Annotated in this window: 21 protein-coding genes and 1 pseudogene; all 22 read right to left on the bottom strand. The window is 61.0% G+C overall.

Features of this window, described 5'->3' with window-relative positions:
* Window positions 1-884 (bottom strand): annotated as a pseudogene (locus tag B5G40_RS17490) (collagen-like protein); the annotation flags it as partial.
* Between the two features lie 213 nt (window positions 885-1,097).
* Entirely contained in the window at window positions 1,098-1,391 is a 294-nt protein-coding gene (locus B5G40_RS13750) for a hypothetical protein (protein WP_087400080.1), read from the bottom strand.
* 1 nt (window position 1,392) lies between these two features.
* Window positions 1,393-1,524 (bottom strand): XkdX family protein, encoded by a 132-nt coding sequence (locus B5G40_RS16735; RefSeq protein WP_143383425.1) that lies wholly within the window; start codon window positions 1,522-1,524, stop codon window positions 1,393-1,395.
* Complete coding sequence (locus B5G40_RS13745; RefSeq protein ID WP_242959442.1) at window positions 1,521-1,817, bottom strand: toxin-antitoxin system toxin subunit; 297 nt, start codon at window positions 1,815-1,817, stop codon at window positions 1,521-1,523. Before B5G40_RS13745 ends, B5G40_RS16735 begins: the two co-directional genes overlap by 4 nt.
* Window positions 1,801-2,895 (bottom strand): hypothetical protein, encoded by a 1,095-nt coding sequence (locus B5G40_RS16730; RefSeq protein WP_143383424.1) that lies wholly within the window; start codon window positions 2,893-2,895, stop codon window positions 1,801-1,803. Before B5G40_RS16730 ends, B5G40_RS13745 begins: the two co-directional genes overlap by 17 nt.
* Window positions 2,892-3,146, bottom strand: coding sequence for a hypothetical protein (locus B5G40_RS13740; protein ID WP_087400078.1), 255 nt, complete (start codon window positions 3,144-3,146; stop codon window positions 2,892-2,894). Before B5G40_RS13740 ends, B5G40_RS16730 begins: the two co-directional genes overlap by 4 nt.
* 15 nt (window positions 3,147-3,161) lie before the next feature.
* Complete coding sequence (locus B5G40_RS13735; protein ID WP_087400076.1) at window positions 3,162-3,533, bottom strand: hypothetical protein; 372 nt, start codon at window positions 3,531-3,533, stop codon at window positions 3,162-3,164.
* Window positions 3,530-4,075, bottom strand: a complete 546-nt coding sequence (locus tag B5G40_RS13730; protein ID WP_242959441.1) for a putative phage tail protein — start codon at window positions 4,073-4,075, stop codon at window positions 3,530-3,532. The genes B5G40_RS13735 and B5G40_RS13730 overlap by 4 nt, the downstream gene beginning before the upstream one ends.
* Window positions 4,075-5,172, bottom strand: coding sequence for a baseplate J/gp47 family protein (locus B5G40_RS13725; protein WP_087400074.1), 1,098 nt, complete (start codon window positions 5,170-5,172; stop codon window positions 4,075-4,077). The genes B5G40_RS13730 and B5G40_RS13725 overlap by 1 nt, the downstream gene beginning before the upstream one ends.
* On the bottom strand, window positions 5,165-5,581 hold the full coding sequence (locus tag B5G40_RS13720) for a DUF2634 domain-containing protein (RefSeq protein ID WP_087400072.1): 417 nt from the start codon (window positions 5,579-5,581) through the stop codon (window positions 5,165-5,167). The genes B5G40_RS13725 and B5G40_RS13720 overlap by 8 nt, the downstream gene beginning before the upstream one ends.
* Window positions 5,578-5,943: a DUF2577 family protein gene (locus B5G40_RS13715; protein ID WP_087400070.1), complete on the bottom strand. Its 366-nt coding sequence runs from the start codon at window positions 5,941-5,943 to the stop codon at window positions 5,578-5,580. Before B5G40_RS13715 ends, B5G40_RS13720 begins: the two co-directional genes overlap by 4 nt.
* On the bottom strand, window positions 5,940-6,917 hold the full coding sequence (locus B5G40_RS13710; protein ID WP_087400068.1) for an XkdQ/YqbQ family protein: 978 nt from the start codon (window positions 6,915-6,917) through the stop codon (window positions 5,940-5,942). The genes B5G40_RS13715 and B5G40_RS13710 overlap by 4 nt, the downstream gene beginning before the upstream one ends.
* Window positions 6,918-6,921: 4 nt before the next feature.
* Window positions 6,922-7,692 carry a LysM peptidoglycan-binding domain-containing protein gene (locus B5G40_RS13705; protein ID WP_087400066.1) on the bottom strand — a complete coding sequence of 257 codons (771 nt, stop codon included), beginning with the start codon at window positions 7,690-7,692 and terminating at the stop codon, window positions 6,922-6,924.
* Window positions 7,689-9,749, bottom strand: a complete 2,061-nt coding sequence (locus tag B5G40_RS13700; protein WP_087400064.1) for a tape measure protein — start codon at window positions 9,747-9,749, stop codon at window positions 7,689-7,691. The genes B5G40_RS13705 and B5G40_RS13700 overlap by 4 nt, the downstream gene beginning before the upstream one ends.
* A 148-nt stretch (window positions 9,750-9,897) precedes the next feature.
* Complete coding sequence (locus B5G40_RS13695; RefSeq protein ID WP_087400062.1) at window positions 9,898-10,314, bottom strand: phage tail assembly chaperone; 417 nt, start codon at window positions 10,312-10,314, stop codon at window positions 9,898-9,900.
* 10 nt (window positions 10,315-10,324) lie between these two features.
* Window positions 10,325-10,765: a phage tail tube protein gene (locus B5G40_RS13690; RefSeq protein ID WP_087400060.1), complete on the bottom strand. Its 441-nt coding sequence runs from the start codon at window positions 10,763-10,765 to the stop codon at window positions 10,325-10,327.
* A gap of 12 nt (window positions 10,766-10,777) precedes the next feature.
* The gene (locus tag B5G40_RS13685; protein ID WP_087400059.1) at window positions 10,778-11,875 is read right to left on the bottom strand and encodes a phage tail sheath C-terminal domain-containing protein; all 1,098 of its coding nucleotides are present in this window, start codon (window positions 11,873-11,875) and stop codon (window positions 10,778-10,780) included.
* Between the two features lie 18 nt (window positions 11,876-11,893).
* Window positions 11,894-12,400 carry a hypothetical protein gene (locus tag B5G40_RS13680; RefSeq protein WP_087400057.1) on the bottom strand — a complete coding sequence of 169 codons (507 nt, stop codon included), beginning with the start codon at window positions 12,398-12,400 and terminating at the stop codon, window positions 11,894-11,896.
* On the bottom strand, window positions 12,397-12,873 hold the full coding sequence (locus tag B5G40_RS13675) for a hypothetical protein (protein ID WP_087270230.1): 477 nt from the start codon (window positions 12,871-12,873) through the stop codon (window positions 12,397-12,399). The genes B5G40_RS13680 and B5G40_RS13675 overlap by 4 nt, the downstream gene beginning before the upstream one ends.
* 15 nt (window positions 12,874-12,888) lie before the next feature.
* A complete protein-coding gene (locus B5G40_RS13670) occupies window positions 12,889-13,500 on the bottom strand; it encodes a hypothetical protein (protein ID WP_087400056.1) in 612 nt (203 codons plus the stop codon).
* A gap of 3 nt (window positions 13,501-13,503) precedes the next feature.
* Window positions 13,504-13,815, bottom strand: a complete 312-nt coding sequence (locus tag B5G40_RS13665; RefSeq protein WP_087400054.1) for a head-tail connector protein — start codon at window positions 13,813-13,815, stop codon at window positions 13,504-13,506.
* On the bottom strand, window positions 13,812-14,225 hold the full coding sequence (locus tag B5G40_RS13660) for a hypothetical protein (protein ID WP_087400052.1): 414 nt from the start codon (window positions 14,223-14,225) through the stop codon (window positions 13,812-13,814). The genes B5G40_RS13665 and B5G40_RS13660 overlap by 4 nt, the downstream gene beginning before the upstream one ends.
* Between the last annotated feature and the right edge of the window lie 6 nt (window positions 14,226-14,231).

Below are 14,231 nucleotides of genomic sequence, written 5' to 3'. Positions count from 1 at the left end.
GTCTCTCCGGGGTCACCTTTTTCGCCCTGCTCGCCCTGTGGACCTTGGGGACCGGCAGGGCCGGGGTCACCTTTGTCACCCCTTTCGCCCTTCAATGATGCAAGCTGCTCCGGGGTGAAGTCATCATAAGTGAATGGATCTCCCTTTTCGCCTTTCTCGCCAGGTGCTCCTTGCGGGCCAACAGCACCGGCAGGTCCCTGTGGGCCGGTTTCTCCCGTGGGGCCTTGGGGTCCTGCTTCGCCTTGCGGACCCTTTTCTCCTTGAGGGCCGGTCTCTCCGGGGTCACCTTTTTCGCCTTTCACACCGCGCTCTCCTTGATCTCCCTTGGGTCCCTGAGGACCGGTATCACCTTTCTGCCCCTGCGGGCCAGGCTCGCCTTGGGGACCTGCCGGCCCCTGAGGGCCTTCAGGCAATTCAGGCATCGGCAATTCCGACTTGATGTATTCTTTTGTTTTCAGATCCCAAGTCAGCCAGAATCCCTCATCGCCCGGGATCGGAGGATGGGCGTTAAGTTCCCGGATGACCGCCTCAGCCTGGGAAAACTCTGTGGGCACTTCCGGCCACTGTGCGTCACCGGACAGGCTTTCCGGTACAAATACCCGGATCGCATTGGTATGCCGGACCTTTTCTCCCTGTGTGGCCCGCAGTTGAAGAACATAGTATCCGGACAATGCCAGTATCTCAGCTGTAAGGATCACAGACAGGCTGTTTTCTCCCTGGCTCAGGCGAACAATATCCAGGTTTTTGCCTGCCTGCACCAGCAGATCCCAAGTCCAGCCCTCCGGGATAATTCCTTCCACTCTCAATTCCCGAGTCAGATTGTCATACTGTCGGGCCAATACCTTTCCTTGGTTTAAAATGCGCCAGTTGTCAAACTTGATCATAGCACTACCTCCCACCTATAGCGGCTCTCATAAAAATGATGTATGTTTTCATACACCCAGGCAGAAAATTATTCTATTGCCGCCTGCTGAGCCGCCACAACATCCAGCAGCGCGTCAATCTCCTCGCCTGAATATTTGGATGTGTAGTACTGAGTGGGCTCCTCTGCTGCTCTCAGTCCCTTCACCGCGGCCTCCAATTCTGAAAGCCGTTCCTCAACTCATTTTACGGCTTTCGCCGGATCTCACGGTCTCCCCCTGGGTGCTCCGCAGCTGGAGCTGGTAGAACCCGGACAGGGCCAGCATTTCAGCCGTCAGGGTCACAGACACGCTGTTTTCGCCCGGCGTCAGACGGATGATATCCATCTGTTCCCCCGCCTGCACCAGCAGATCCCACTCCCACCCCTCCGGGATCACCCCCTCCACCCGCAGCTCCCGGGTCAGGTTGTCGTACTGCCGCGCCAGCACCCGGCCCTCCGCCTGGATGGTCCAGTCCTGAAACTGTATCATCCTATCCCTCCTGATCACTCAGGATGGCGGCGGCCTCCTCCTCCGTCAGCTTGCCGGCGGCCGCCAGGGCCTGGATGCGCTCCTTGTCCCACAGTTTGGGATAATACTTCTGGGCCAGTTCATATACGTTCACAGTTCCACCCCCGTCATAATGGCCAGATAGTCCACGTCCGCCCGCAGCCGCTCCGCCTCCGTGGGCTCCGGCTCCGGGGCAGGTTCCGGCTCGGGGATCTGACCGGGGGTCAGATCCACCAGCACGCCGTCCTCGATCTTCAGATCACAGTAGCCGCAGCAGTCCCAGGCGGCCTTCTCCAGCTGGGGCGGCACTGCGATCCACCCCTCCAGCCAGCACTCGGTCCGGTGGCTCTGGCTCTGCAGGCCGTGGCCTCCGTCCTCTCTGGCCGCGATCTCAATAATGGTCAACATCCAAATCCCTCCTGATCCATGCAAATAAGTGATACAACAGCTTGCGGATCCAGCTTGCCCGCTCCCGTCGGTCTCCCCCCTGCCCCTCCAGCCATGCCAGCAGCTTTCCGCTGCTCCAGCCCTCCGTCCGGATCTCAGGCGCTTCTGCTCCCGCACCCACCGTCCGCACCTGACCGCCCCGCACAAAGCGCAGCAGCCGGTCCTTCAGGTGGATGGGCGCAGGCTTGGGGGTGGATTTGCTCCGTTTCTGGTAGATCTTCTTCTCCCGTGGTCCCTCCTCTGGGGGCAGGTCGTTGAAGTGGGCCATGAGCCGCTCCTCCAGGCTGTCCAACCCCCGCACCTCCACCTGCTCCCCCAACGCCAGGCTCTCCAGCCGCTTCAGGCCACACTGGATGGATCGCAGTACCGAAGCGTGATCCACACCCAGCAGGGTGCCGATCTCCCGCAGGGAGAGCCACTCTCCATAGTAGAGATACAGATAGGTCTGTTGCCGGGTTGTAAGCCGATCCAGCACCGCCTTCAGTACTTCCGGCTCCCCCAGGTCCACCACCAGGGGGCCGCCCTCCTGACGTCCAAGCAGCTGATAGAGGACCTTGGCGTCCTCCGCAATCCGTTTCTGTCCCCGCTGGAGGGTACGACACACGGTGGAACGGTTCTTCCCCGCCTCCCGGGCCACCTGGGCCTGCCTCCTGCCCCCGTCGGTACCGGCCAGATAGTCCTCCTGGGTGGGGCTGATGCCCGTCCGGGCCGCCCGTACCGCCAGGCGCATTTTGTCTTTCTCGGTGGGACCTTCCTGTTCCTCGGCAGTCTCCATTTCCGCCCAGGTTTGGTACTGGAGTTGATCCCACCGCCAGCCTTCTACTCCGCTCCAGGTGGCGCCGCCCCGGCTGATCTTGTGACGGGGCATCAGCTCCCGCAGCTGCCGGGCGCAGTCCACCAGATCCTCCCCGATCCGGGCCAGTTCCAGCCGGATGGCCCGGGCCTCCCTGCCCTGGGCGCCCTCCAGTCTGGCCTGGAGGGCGTTTTTTTGCGCTCGCAGCACCCGGATCTGGTCCTTGATCTCTCTGGCCTGGCTCATTTTTTACTCATGTCCATGCGGGGCGCCCGGAGATTGGATGTGGTATATGTGCCATCTCTGGGCCGGGTATAGTACCCCTGGGTCAGCTGCCGCAGATCCCGCATCTCTCCCAGCATCTGACGCAGGAGCGCCAGCTCCCGGGCAGCGACGGAGTTTCCCTGTGCCGCCTGTTCCCGCCGGTCCTCAATGGCCAAACGGAGAACCACAGCTGCCTTACGGTAATCTTCAGCTAAGTTGATCAGCGGTTTCATATATCACACCGCCTCCTACACCAAAACGCAGATCTGACCACTATAGGCATCCTCGCATTTCAGGATAAGGTCCCCGGTGGATTCTTCGTAAGTTACATCCGTGCATCTGACCGCCCAGGTGTTTATACTAAGGGAGCTACCCACCTGGTGGAACACCTGGAAGCCGCGCAAACCATTTTTAATGCCATGTGTATTTGCCTTAATGCGCAGCGCGCCGCCGCTCCACTGACCAGAGGTAAATGATATAGTTTTCCACAGGTGATCCACCTTATCATCCATGTCATGAAGAGCTTGATCCACGACATCCATATTCTCATTCAGATCTGAGATCAGGGCATTGTCATTGTCATCCGGCTTCTTCAGGTTATAAAATGGCGTGTTTTTCAAGGCAGCTGTCCCTCCCTCAGATCTTTCCACGTCCTGGTGGCCAGCTGGCCCCAGGTGTAGGGCTTCAGCAGCCCCCACTGGCGGAAAAGGTATTCGTACACAAGGCTCAGATGGGCCGGCTTGATCTCATTGATGGCGGCGGTGAGATCGTCAATATTGGGCGGAACTCCCATTACGGACACAAACTTCACAACAAAATAGTACTGGTCATTATGCTCGACCACGTCTACCTGCCCATTGGCAAAGGAGGCCGCCACGGAGCGGATCAGCTCCGCCGTGGGGGTACCCTGGCCCCTGAGTTTGGAGAGCAACCTGGTGCGCCGGAAGTCCAGGTCTTTGGACACGTCCACCGGGATGCCGTAGGCGGTCTCCCACAGCTCCAGCCCCCAGCTGCTGGCAGTCTGTGGCCACAGCTGGCGAAGGGTCAACTCCAGATCGGCGCCCGCCTGCCGGCACATCTCACCCAGTACACGCTGGAGTTCCGTAAAAGGAATGCTGCGATACAGGGCCGGCAGCTGGAGCATCAGATCATATCGGTCCATCAGGTGGTCACCTCCAGGCTGCCAATCACCGGTACCTGATCAGGCTGTACTGTGGTATCCGCCGTTCCCCCGTTGACGGTGAGGGAGGTGGCATTGATCACACCGTCAACGGTCAGCAACAGCGCCAAGATCCGGTTATAGATCACGGTATAGGCCTTGTCGTCCTCCGGCGCATAGTAGATCACGTCGTATTTCTCCCGGATCAGGCCGGCCAGGTACTCCGCCAGCCGCTCCTGAAAGGCTGTTTCTACAGCTTCAGCCGATGTGGCGGAGGATATGACCACTACCGCCGCCACATTCACCTCCAGGGGCGTGGGGGCGCTTACCGCCACTGTGGCGCCCACCGGCCGCTGGCTGTCAATGAGTGTCTGGCACTCCTCCACGATCTCCGGGGAGGCCGGTGCCATCGTGCTGTCCACCAGAGTCACACCCACGGTGCCAGCTCCCTCTGCCAGCTCTACCACCTTGGCGTCTCCAACACCCGGTACCGACATGGCCCAGGCCCGGTACTGCCAGCCATTGGTGCCGTTAATCGGCTTCTGCCGGCGCTCCTGGATACGCTGGAGCAGAGCGGCGTCGCTTTCGGTGTCAGTGCCGCCGGAAGCCTGCTGATTGGAGAAGGAGGTCAGGCCGGGCAGATTGACAAACATACTGACAATAGCTCCAGGGCCTACATTGTAGTCAGCGCCCTCCTGGGCAGCCTCCAGGACACCGTTGGCCGTTCCGCCCTCCGGGATGGTCACGCTCTCCATCAGGGCAAATTGAAGGCCTGTGGCGGTCAGGAACAGCGTGCCAGCCGGGATCACAGCGCCAGCGCTGCCGGTCAGCGTAATGCCACACCGGGCTTTGGTGCCCGGCCTGCGGGTGATGTTGAAATAGGTCTGCCCTACCAGATCCAAATACCCTCCGCTGGTTTCGTCCACAAAGAGCATAGACACCACGGCGGGAAGAGCCTGGTAAAACTCGCTGATCTGCCGTGCCGCCGCCCCCACTGTGGCATCGGCATAGCTGCCCGCCATGGAGGAGAGGCCAGTCTCCTGGTCGATATCGGCCAGCATCTCTTTCTTGATCTGCTCCTGGGTGCGGTCCTCAAACATAGAAACCCTCCTTCCCGTAGACCGTGGTGAGATCCACCCTCATATGGAACGTGGAGCCATCAAAGGATGCCTCCGTCACGTCTACAGCGGTGATATAGGGAGATACCAGCAGGGCGTCCTGCAGGTATCGGGTGGCCTCGCTGATTTTGGTATCCGCCTGGTAGGGCTGGCCCACCAGGGCCTCCAGCTCGCAGCCGTAGGACCAAGAGAAGGCCGCCCATTGATAGCGGGCGGTGGAAACAGCCCGCCAGGCCCAGCTTTTCACCGCCTCCAGGCCGGTGACCACCACCGGCTGGCCGCTCTCCCATCGGGGCGTCCCGGCGTCATAGTCCATGGCCACGTCGGTGTAGAGGGGCAGATCCACACTCCCACCAGCCACCGGTGTGGAAAACATGGGGAAAAGCGTCATGGCGTCACCACCTTACAGAGGATGTAGTAGGTCTGCCGGTCCAGGGAGAGCACCGCCACACTGTCCCCCACCTGTAAGGCAGCCGTTTTCCGGGTCAGATCTCCCGGCTCCACCTCCGTGGTCACAGGGCCCATGGAGCCCGTGCCGGTCAGTGTGCCGGACAGGCCGGGGTCATACCCGGCCAGCAGCGCCGCATTGATGCGCAGAGACTCCGCCCCTACGTCCAGCCCATCTACCCGGACCTTCAGCGGGGAGACGCTGACCACAGTCCCGATCAAAACCGGGGAGGGGTCGGCCACCTGTCTGGCCGCCGCCCCCATGCTCCGGGCGATCCGCCCGGCGTTTTCTTCAAATGTGTTCATTTAAGCTCACTCCCCGAGATGGTATCGTCCGCCAGATTGCGGAAATTCAGCTTGACCTTGCAGTAATACTGGCCGTTCTTCCAGGTGTGGGTGTCGCTCTCGATCCAAAACAGGCCGGTCACCCCGCTGCCGGTGTCCCGCAGCTTGACGGCATTGCCGGAGATCAGCCGGATATCCCCCAGCGTCTCCACCGTCAGGTTCTGCTGGAGGCCGTGGTCCTCCAGCCAGGCCTTGGCCTCAGCCCCGGCGTCCTCCCCATCCTTTTGGATCAGGACGTGCTCCAACCGGCCGTTCAGGCCGATCGAGTCCTTGTCCTCCACCCGGCGTACCAGGGCGCCGGTATCGGTGCGGATGGCCACGCTGTTTTGCAGGTTGGAGATGTCCCATGTATTGGTGACCCCCATGGTGCTCTTGATGTCCAGTGTGGCGGCGCTGGGCTTCTCCAGCACCTCCAGCGCACCCGCACCGGTAAACCGGGCCAGATAGCGCTTCCCGTTTTTCTGGGCAGCCAGGGCATACAGAGACTTGATGATCTTGTCCAGCGCTACGCCGGGGAACTTGCGGGACACGGTCAGCCCCGTCCTGGCCAGACTTGCCACCGGAATACTGTAGTCCCGGCAGATGGCGGCCACGGCGGTCTCCGGCGCCGCGTTCGCAAATTGGTACCAACCCTCATTTTTTACCAGGTACCGCCCCCGGTCCAGGGCGGACAGGTCCACCACAGAGGACTGAGAGCTGGTGGTGGCGGAGAGCAGCGGCCCGGCAAAGAGCTGGGTCCCCTCCCGCCTGAAGATCAGCTGAGCGCCCTCCACCAGCTCGGGCGGGGTAACGCTGCCGTCTCTGGGTACCGCCAGTGAGGCCGACAGCTCCCGGGCGGTCTGGCTGTCCGATCCGCTCCAGGTAACGGTCTGGACCAGCTGCGTCACGTCTCTGGAGGTCCCGCTGGGGGCCGTCAGGATCAGCTCATAGTCCATACCGTCACCTCATGGCCGCCTGCTCTTTGGCAAGCTGCACCTTCCAGATCTTATCCTCCTTGCTGTAGACCGTCTTTGTGGCCTTGGCGGTCTTGACGCTGGCGCTCACCTGCATGGCCGCCGGCAGCTGGTCCTTGGGCGGGATGGTGAGCACCTGCCCGGGATAGATCAGATTGGGATTCTTGATGATCTTGCTGTTGGCGGCTGCCAGCCGGTAGGCCAGGCTGCTGTCCCCATAAAATTTACGGCTGATCCCCGAGAGGGTGTCCCCCGCCTGGACGGTGTAGGTCCGGGTGGAGGCCGCGCCTGTGCTGGCGTCCCTGGACGTCTTGGCGTCGCCGCCGGAGATGGCCAGTACCGGCGTCTCCGGCGCCGTATACTGCCGCAGAGAGATAGAGGCATAGACATCGTTGGTGCCGTCCCGTTCGCCATAGGTCACACTCTCCAGCAGCACCAGGGCGTTGGTAGGCGTCCCCGACACGATCCAGCGTACCGGCTTGCGGCTGTCGCTCCACCGTTGCAGCTGCTCCAGATACACATAGGGATTGGCCACGGCGCCGGGGTTGCAGAAGGGATATAGCCTGGCCGGGAACAGCACATCCGACAGAGTACAGCTGCCCATCAGGCGGCCGCCGGGCAGGTTGATCTCCCCCAGCTGGTCCAGCTGGATGGTCTCCACCCGGTTGCCGTGAGTCCACTCATAGGAGGACGGTGTCACCGGCAGGACCAGTTCCCTGCCGGCGGACGGCTCCAGAAAAGACATGATCCGTCTCATGACAGCACCCCCGCCGCGAATTTGAGCTCGATCTGGTCGGCCAGCCGCTGGACGATCTCCTCAGCAGACACCCCCGCGCCAAACTGGTTGCCGGTAATTGTGATGGAGATACTGCGGCCCGGCTTGCTGTCAGCCTCCCGAGCCTCCCGGGCGGTGAGCACCCGCTCCCCTTCATGTAGGAGGGCGGGGAAATCGTCGTAGGGCACGCGGTCCAGGCCATAAGCATATCGGTAATGGTTACGCGCCCGTACCCGTCCAGCTACAGTGTTTTCGTCCGGTACATCCTCAATCCATTGGCTTGTCCGAGCCGCCGCCCAACCCTTGGAATACTCCTGTCCTTTCCGATAGCCAGCATCCCAATAGGCATCGTTGGAGGCAGCATCATCCCGGATGGCTGCGGCCAGTTCTTTCTCATACTGAACCATCAGCTGGGCCCCATCGCTGGCGTTATATTCACCCTGAGCCAATACCCTTGCCTCTGCAAGCAAACGTCCCTGCTCTGCTGCATTACCCTCTGCCTCAGCTAGTTGATATTCTGTGTGCAGCTCATTGAGCCGCTCTTGCTTTTCCTCGCTAAAAATTGATGCTTTCGCACCAGTTAATACAGCAGAAAGCGCTTCTCGTTGATACTGCTCCTTGCTGTTCTCCAGTTCAGCCTGCCAGGCGCCCATGGCCCGGTTGGCCTCCTGGATCAGGGCGCCGCTCTCACCGCTAAGGTAGTCGATCTCCTCCTGGAGACCCTTCTTCCGGGTCTCGTTGTACCCTTCACCGTAGGCATTATCCATCTCGGTCTGGGCATCGGCCAAGGTGGACTCCAGACCACTGAAAGTCTGGGACATCTTGTCCATGGCCCCGGCATACTGCTCCAGCCCCTGCTGGATGATATCCACCGCCTTTGTGCCGGAGATGGCCCCTTTAGATATCATGCCATAGATATCCCCCTGGCTCTTGCCCAGGGCGTCGGACAGCATTCCGATCACATCGATGCCGCGGTCCTGGAAGGCGTTCAGATCCTCCAGGCCCACCTTGCCGCTGGACTGCATCCGGCTCATGACCTGGGCCATATAGGTCATGCCGCTGGCGTCCACGCCCACGGCGCTGCCCGCGTTGCCAATGCCCTCCATCAGATCCAGCATCCGCTTCTGGTTTGTACCGAAGCCGGTGGCCAGAGCACGGGACATGGCAGTCAGGTCACTGTATTCCATGGGCGTGCTGGCCGCCATCTCCCGAAGATCTGCCAGGTATTTGGCGCCCTGCCCGCTTCCCAGAAGCTGGTCAAACGCAATCAGGTCCAGCTCCCGCTGGGCGGCGGTGGCGCTGCCCGATGTGATGGAGGTGGAAAGATCCTCAAGCTGTCCCTGCGTGGCCTCCTGGACATATGCCTTAAAGGCCTCATCCCGCTCCTGATAGATCTGAGACCCACCTGTGATGAGACCGATGCCACCGCCGATGACAGCGCCGGCAGCCATCCCCGGCAGTCCCAGCAGACTGCCAAGGGCTGCACCCTGAACCGCTCCGCTCAGGCCGCTGGAGAACATGGTGCCGGCGTTGCTGCCGAAAGCGGAGCCCACAAGGGCATCAGCCCATTGCCCAGCCGCGTCCCCCGCCATACTGATCAGTCCTGCCTGGCCCAGGGCAGACAGGATGCCTTTCCTGCCTCCTGCACTGCCTGCACGGTTGTCCGCCTTGCTGATCGCTCCGGATGCAGCTTCCATATCACGGGTTGTCTGACGCACCTGGCGGCCCACCAGATCATACTGCTGGCGGATGTTCTCCAGGTTCTCCTCTGCCTTCTTCCAGTCCGCCTCGGCCGCCTCACGTTCCGCCTCCGTGGCGCTGTCTCCCAGCTCTTCAAAGGCTCTCTGCGCCTGCTGGGCCTCCCGCTTTGCCCCTGTCAGGTCCACCCGCATCTGTACCCTGGTGGCATTCAGCCGGTCCAGTTCGCCCTGCAGAGACTTAATGTCCGACCGGAAATTCGTCACAGAGCTTTTCATTCCCACGATAGCCGCGGACAGGTTGTCCTGGACACTCATAGCGATGCTGGCGTCTGTAGGCATTATGGTCCCTCCTCCCTCCGCCGAACGTGGTCAATGAGCATGGCACAGATCACGGCCCGTTCCCCGGGACTGCGGCGGAAGTAGTCCCCTGGGAAGATGCCGTGGCGGATCAGCAGCAGCTGGGCCGCCGCCAGATCTGTGTCATTGCTCAGTTTTTTTCCAGATCCTCCAGGGCGGCGCCCACGGCCATATCCTGCAGCACATCCGGATTCTCCTCCAGGGCGATCACAGCACCCGGGCCATAACCGTTGAGCGTGTCGCACTGGCGCAGAATGGCCCGCACCTCACCGGGTCTCAGCAGCTTTTTCAGTGCGTCCACCGGCGTGGGACATCCCATGTGGTCCTGATACCAGGCCTTGTCCTTAAAATTGGGGCTGACACAGCTGGCCAGCATATAGTGGAGATCCGCGTCCTCTGTGCCCCGCAGGGCAGTCAGTTTGTTGTAGGGGATCTCCTTCAGGGTAATGGACAGGCCCAGGCGGGTCACCTGGACCATAGCCGTCTCGGGCTCCGTCACAGGAATCTCCAGCAGAGACCGGGCGATAGATTTTTCCTTATTCTCCATAGTATCCTCCTTACTCCACCGGGATCACGTCCAGCAGTTCAAACCGAGTGAAGGTAAACGGCGCTGTGATCTTACCGGCCGTCGCTGCCTGCCAATCTGCCAGTGTCAGGTCGGTGAACTGAACGCCGTAATAGGCGATGCGCTCGGCGCCGGCGCTGTCCGGGTCCGCCAGCTTGGAAATGACCGTCACCTCAGGGATCTGGCCGTCCTGGATGGACTGCATTCGGATCAACATCCCACTGTCCACCTTATAGAGCATCAAAGAGCCTGTGCCTTCGCCTCCGGTGGCCTTGGTCTGGGTCATGAACTCGCCGCAAAATGCCAGCTTTTCGCTGTTGATGGCCACCTTGCCCTGGCACCCATAGCACTCGGCCAGTCGATCGCCGTCCAGCCACACAGACCCGTATGTACCATTGGGTACCCGCTTGGCTGTTACATTGGATCTTGCCATGATCGTTCCTCCTTACAGGTTATTGAACAGGACCTCGAAGTCCTCCATCGCGTCTACCAGGCGGCCACCGCACCGGATAAATACCCAGGATCCGGTCTGATACTCCAGAATCTCATTGCGGGTCATTCCGGAGGTATTCACCCCCTGCCTGGTCAGCCACAGCAGCTGCCGCTCATAGTCTACCTCGGCATAGCTCTCCCCAGCAGAGAGGACGCCAGCCCGCTCCAGGTAACGGAAATAGTCCGAAATCGCGGTGACCAGGATCTGCTTGTTATCGTAGGTATTGGGATACCGGCCCAGATACTCATTCTCAATGGTGGTGCGCAGGTAGTAGGAGATCAGGTCCATCCCCTCCACGATTTTGATACGGCTCCAGTCCTCCTTTCCATTCTCAGGGATGGTGGTCAGGGAATTGACTGCCCGGGCGATTTTGGCCTGGAGACCATCGTGGATCAGGATCAGCTTGCCAGCCTGGATGGCCGCCGTCTGCTCCTCTGTGGTGCGGGCAGTAACGGCGGTTAACTCGGGCAATGCAGCATAGGTGGCGCTCATACCCATAGGGATACCGGCCAGGATACCGGCCATTCTGGCGCAGTACTCCGCTGCCGTCACCCCGCCGGCTGCATTCATCATCCCGGTCTCGTCCAGCTCGATGACGCCCATATCGTCGCTTCCGGCAGTCTTCCATGGTTTCACCAGCTTAACAGGGCGGTAAATGGCCCGCTGGGCCTTAACCCACTCTGCAAGCACCTCCATCTCATCATCGGTCACATCGGGCGGGCCGGCCAGATAATCGATGGAAAAGGCCTCAATGCTCTTGAGCCCGGCTTCCAGGGCGGTAGTGTCCTCGGTTCCTGTGGCGATGACCACCAGGGTCACCAGGCTGGGCACACCCCGGTCGCTGCCCTCAAAGGCCGTCATGACGTGCGCCTTATTATCACTGCCAAGGCCAGACGGGATCATGGCCGTGGAGGTCAGCTGATGGACTCCCTGGCTGGCAGCGTCCCGCACAAAAATAGCCACGTTGCCCTTTTTGCTCCGGTTGGCCACCTCTGCCGCCGCCTTTTCAAAGGCGATCTTCAACACGGGCAGGCCGTTTGTAGTTGCCATAATATCTCACCTCGTATATTAGATTGTCCGCTCGTCCGGGGACTGAGCGGAAAAAGTTCTGCTGCACTCGATATGCTCCATTTTTGGCACTGCGCTGCTCACAGGATCTGTCATGTCATCCGGATCATGATAGCCCGGCCGCTCATCCATCCAGGCGGCGGAGAATGTGACAAAGGCGCTGCCCATATCCATGCCATCCCCTTTTGCCGTCAGGGAGATCCACCGCTCCCCCACCTGTATGGAGGGGGGAGCGAAGGCCAGCAGTACCGCCTCCTGATCCTTCCGCAGCGCCTCGGTGGAGCTGATGTCATACGCATCTGTGGAGCAGAACAGCTCCAGGCTGGCCTCCATCTCCCATTGGACCATTGAGATGTTGGCTGGCGTCATCTCGCTGGAGGTCAGGTACAGGTAGCAGCTGGGCCGGTGGTGATCCACTGGGCAAAAATCCCGGTAGATCATCCGGTCCGGCCACAGCTTGGCGATCACATCCGCAATCGCATTGCAAACGTCAATGCTGGTTATCATGCTCTCCCCTCCAGTCTGGCTGCCACCTCAGCGGCCAGTGCCTGCAGCTGCTCCGCACCCATTCCGGAGAGCTGACTGCGGACCGACGCGTAAAAGTGCAGGCCAGGCACCGCCGGAACGTTGATCCGCGCCCGGTATTTGTACCCGTCCCGTTTCTGCTGGCTGGGCCGCCGGTGCTTGTGTCCGCCCTCAATGGCGTTGGTCACATAGCCCACGGCATATTTCTTGCCACCTGGGGTTGTCTTGTAGGTCTTGGCCTTGGGGCGGACCGCCACATAGCCGCTTTTGGAGCCGATATACCGTTCCTGCCACCCGCGAACCGTTCCGGTGCCGGGGATCTTGCTCTGGACCCCGGAAAGCATTTGTTCGCCCAGATCTTCCAGGAGATCCCGCTTCATGGCCGGAAACTCTCTCTGCAAGGCATCCCAACTGTTCAGGATCCGATCCAATCCATCCATCTGCACACTAGGCATTTTGGGATCCTCCTCTCACACATCCCGGCTGAACTCCATCTCATATTCATTCTTGTATGCGTCCAGCACATGGCACACCTGGACGTTGTACACAGCAGCTGCCGGTCCGGCCTGGACTGTCACCAGGTCGCCCTCCCGCAGTTGGATAGGCTTGGAGGTCACCAGCACCAGGCCGCGGCGGGCCTTGGCGAAGGTGTCCTCTTTTTCGTACTTCACATATTTTTCTGTAAGCACGCCCGGAAAGGTCACCGGGTCCGTCTCCACCTTCTGGGGTCTGTTCCCCTCTCCCATCTTGGTGGTGTATCCCTGTGCAGTGCAGGTCACTGGTTCCACCAGGGCCGCCGCCACATCCAGGTGGCCGCGGTCCCGGTGGGTGATGGCGGTGAGGAACAGGTGCTGCCCCTTCCAGCGCAGTGCGTTGTGAAGGGTGAGGGGCTGGGTGCGCAACACAACGGCGGCATCCCTGGCCCCCACACCCACCTTGGAAAACAGATTGGTCTTGGCGGTCTGCTCCACCTGACCCCAGGCCCGGCGGATAGCCACCCACTCCCACAGCCCGGCGGAAGCCTCCCGCAGCTCCAGCACCTCCAGGGGCTGGTCCAGTCTACCCGCTCCGATGTAGGCCATGGGTCATGCCTCCTCTCTGGGCTCGGTCAGTTTGAGCTGGGTAATAAGCCGTCGGAAAGCCGGGTTGTCCTGGATGGTCCCCGTCACCTCCGCGTCCCGCAGGTCGAAGTCCCGCAGCACCATGAAGTTGACCGCCAGATCGTACTGAGCGGCCCTGGGGGTACCGGGGGCAGGCTGGGAGATCCCAGCGCCCTCCAGGTAACCCACCGCCGCGTCATACAGGGTCTCCAGGGTGAGCAATTCTTCGGCGGTGGGCTCCTCAATGCGGCAATAGGCCAGCAGCCCGGCCCGCCGCTCATCGGTCAGCACAGTCATTTTGCCACGGTCCAGCCATTGGCTGCGGGCAGGTGCAGGCTGCGTGCTGCTACCGACACACCGCACAGGACGGCGGCGTCACCGTTGTGCTGGAACTTTAGGCCGATGTAGCGAGGATTGGTGGGGGTCACCTTGTAGCTCACCACCGCCATCTGAGGCGCAGTACCAACAGCATCGGTCAACACCACAGCATCGCCGACCGAGGTGGGACTTCCGCCGTTCTCCTGGTCGGAACCCATCAGCGTGACAGTCAGGGTCTTGCCCTTTCCCAGAGCGGCAGTAGATACCAGAAAAGCAATCTCACCGGCACCGGAGGCGTCCACAAAGGAGGTGGTCTTGTCGGTAGAGGCAACCACGGACTGGGGAGCAAAGACGTTGGCGCAGATCAGCTCTTCAAAAATACGCTTCATAGTGAC

Origin of the sequence: Flavonifractor sp. An9 (genome assembly GCF_002161245.1) — a bacterium.
GTDB classification, from domain to species: Bacteria; Bacillota; Clostridia; order Oscillospirales; family Oscillospiraceae; genus Flavonifractor; species Flavonifractor avicola.
The sequence above is the reverse complement of the archived record's forward strand: the minus strand, read 5'-3'. Positions and strand labels throughout refer to the sequence as shown.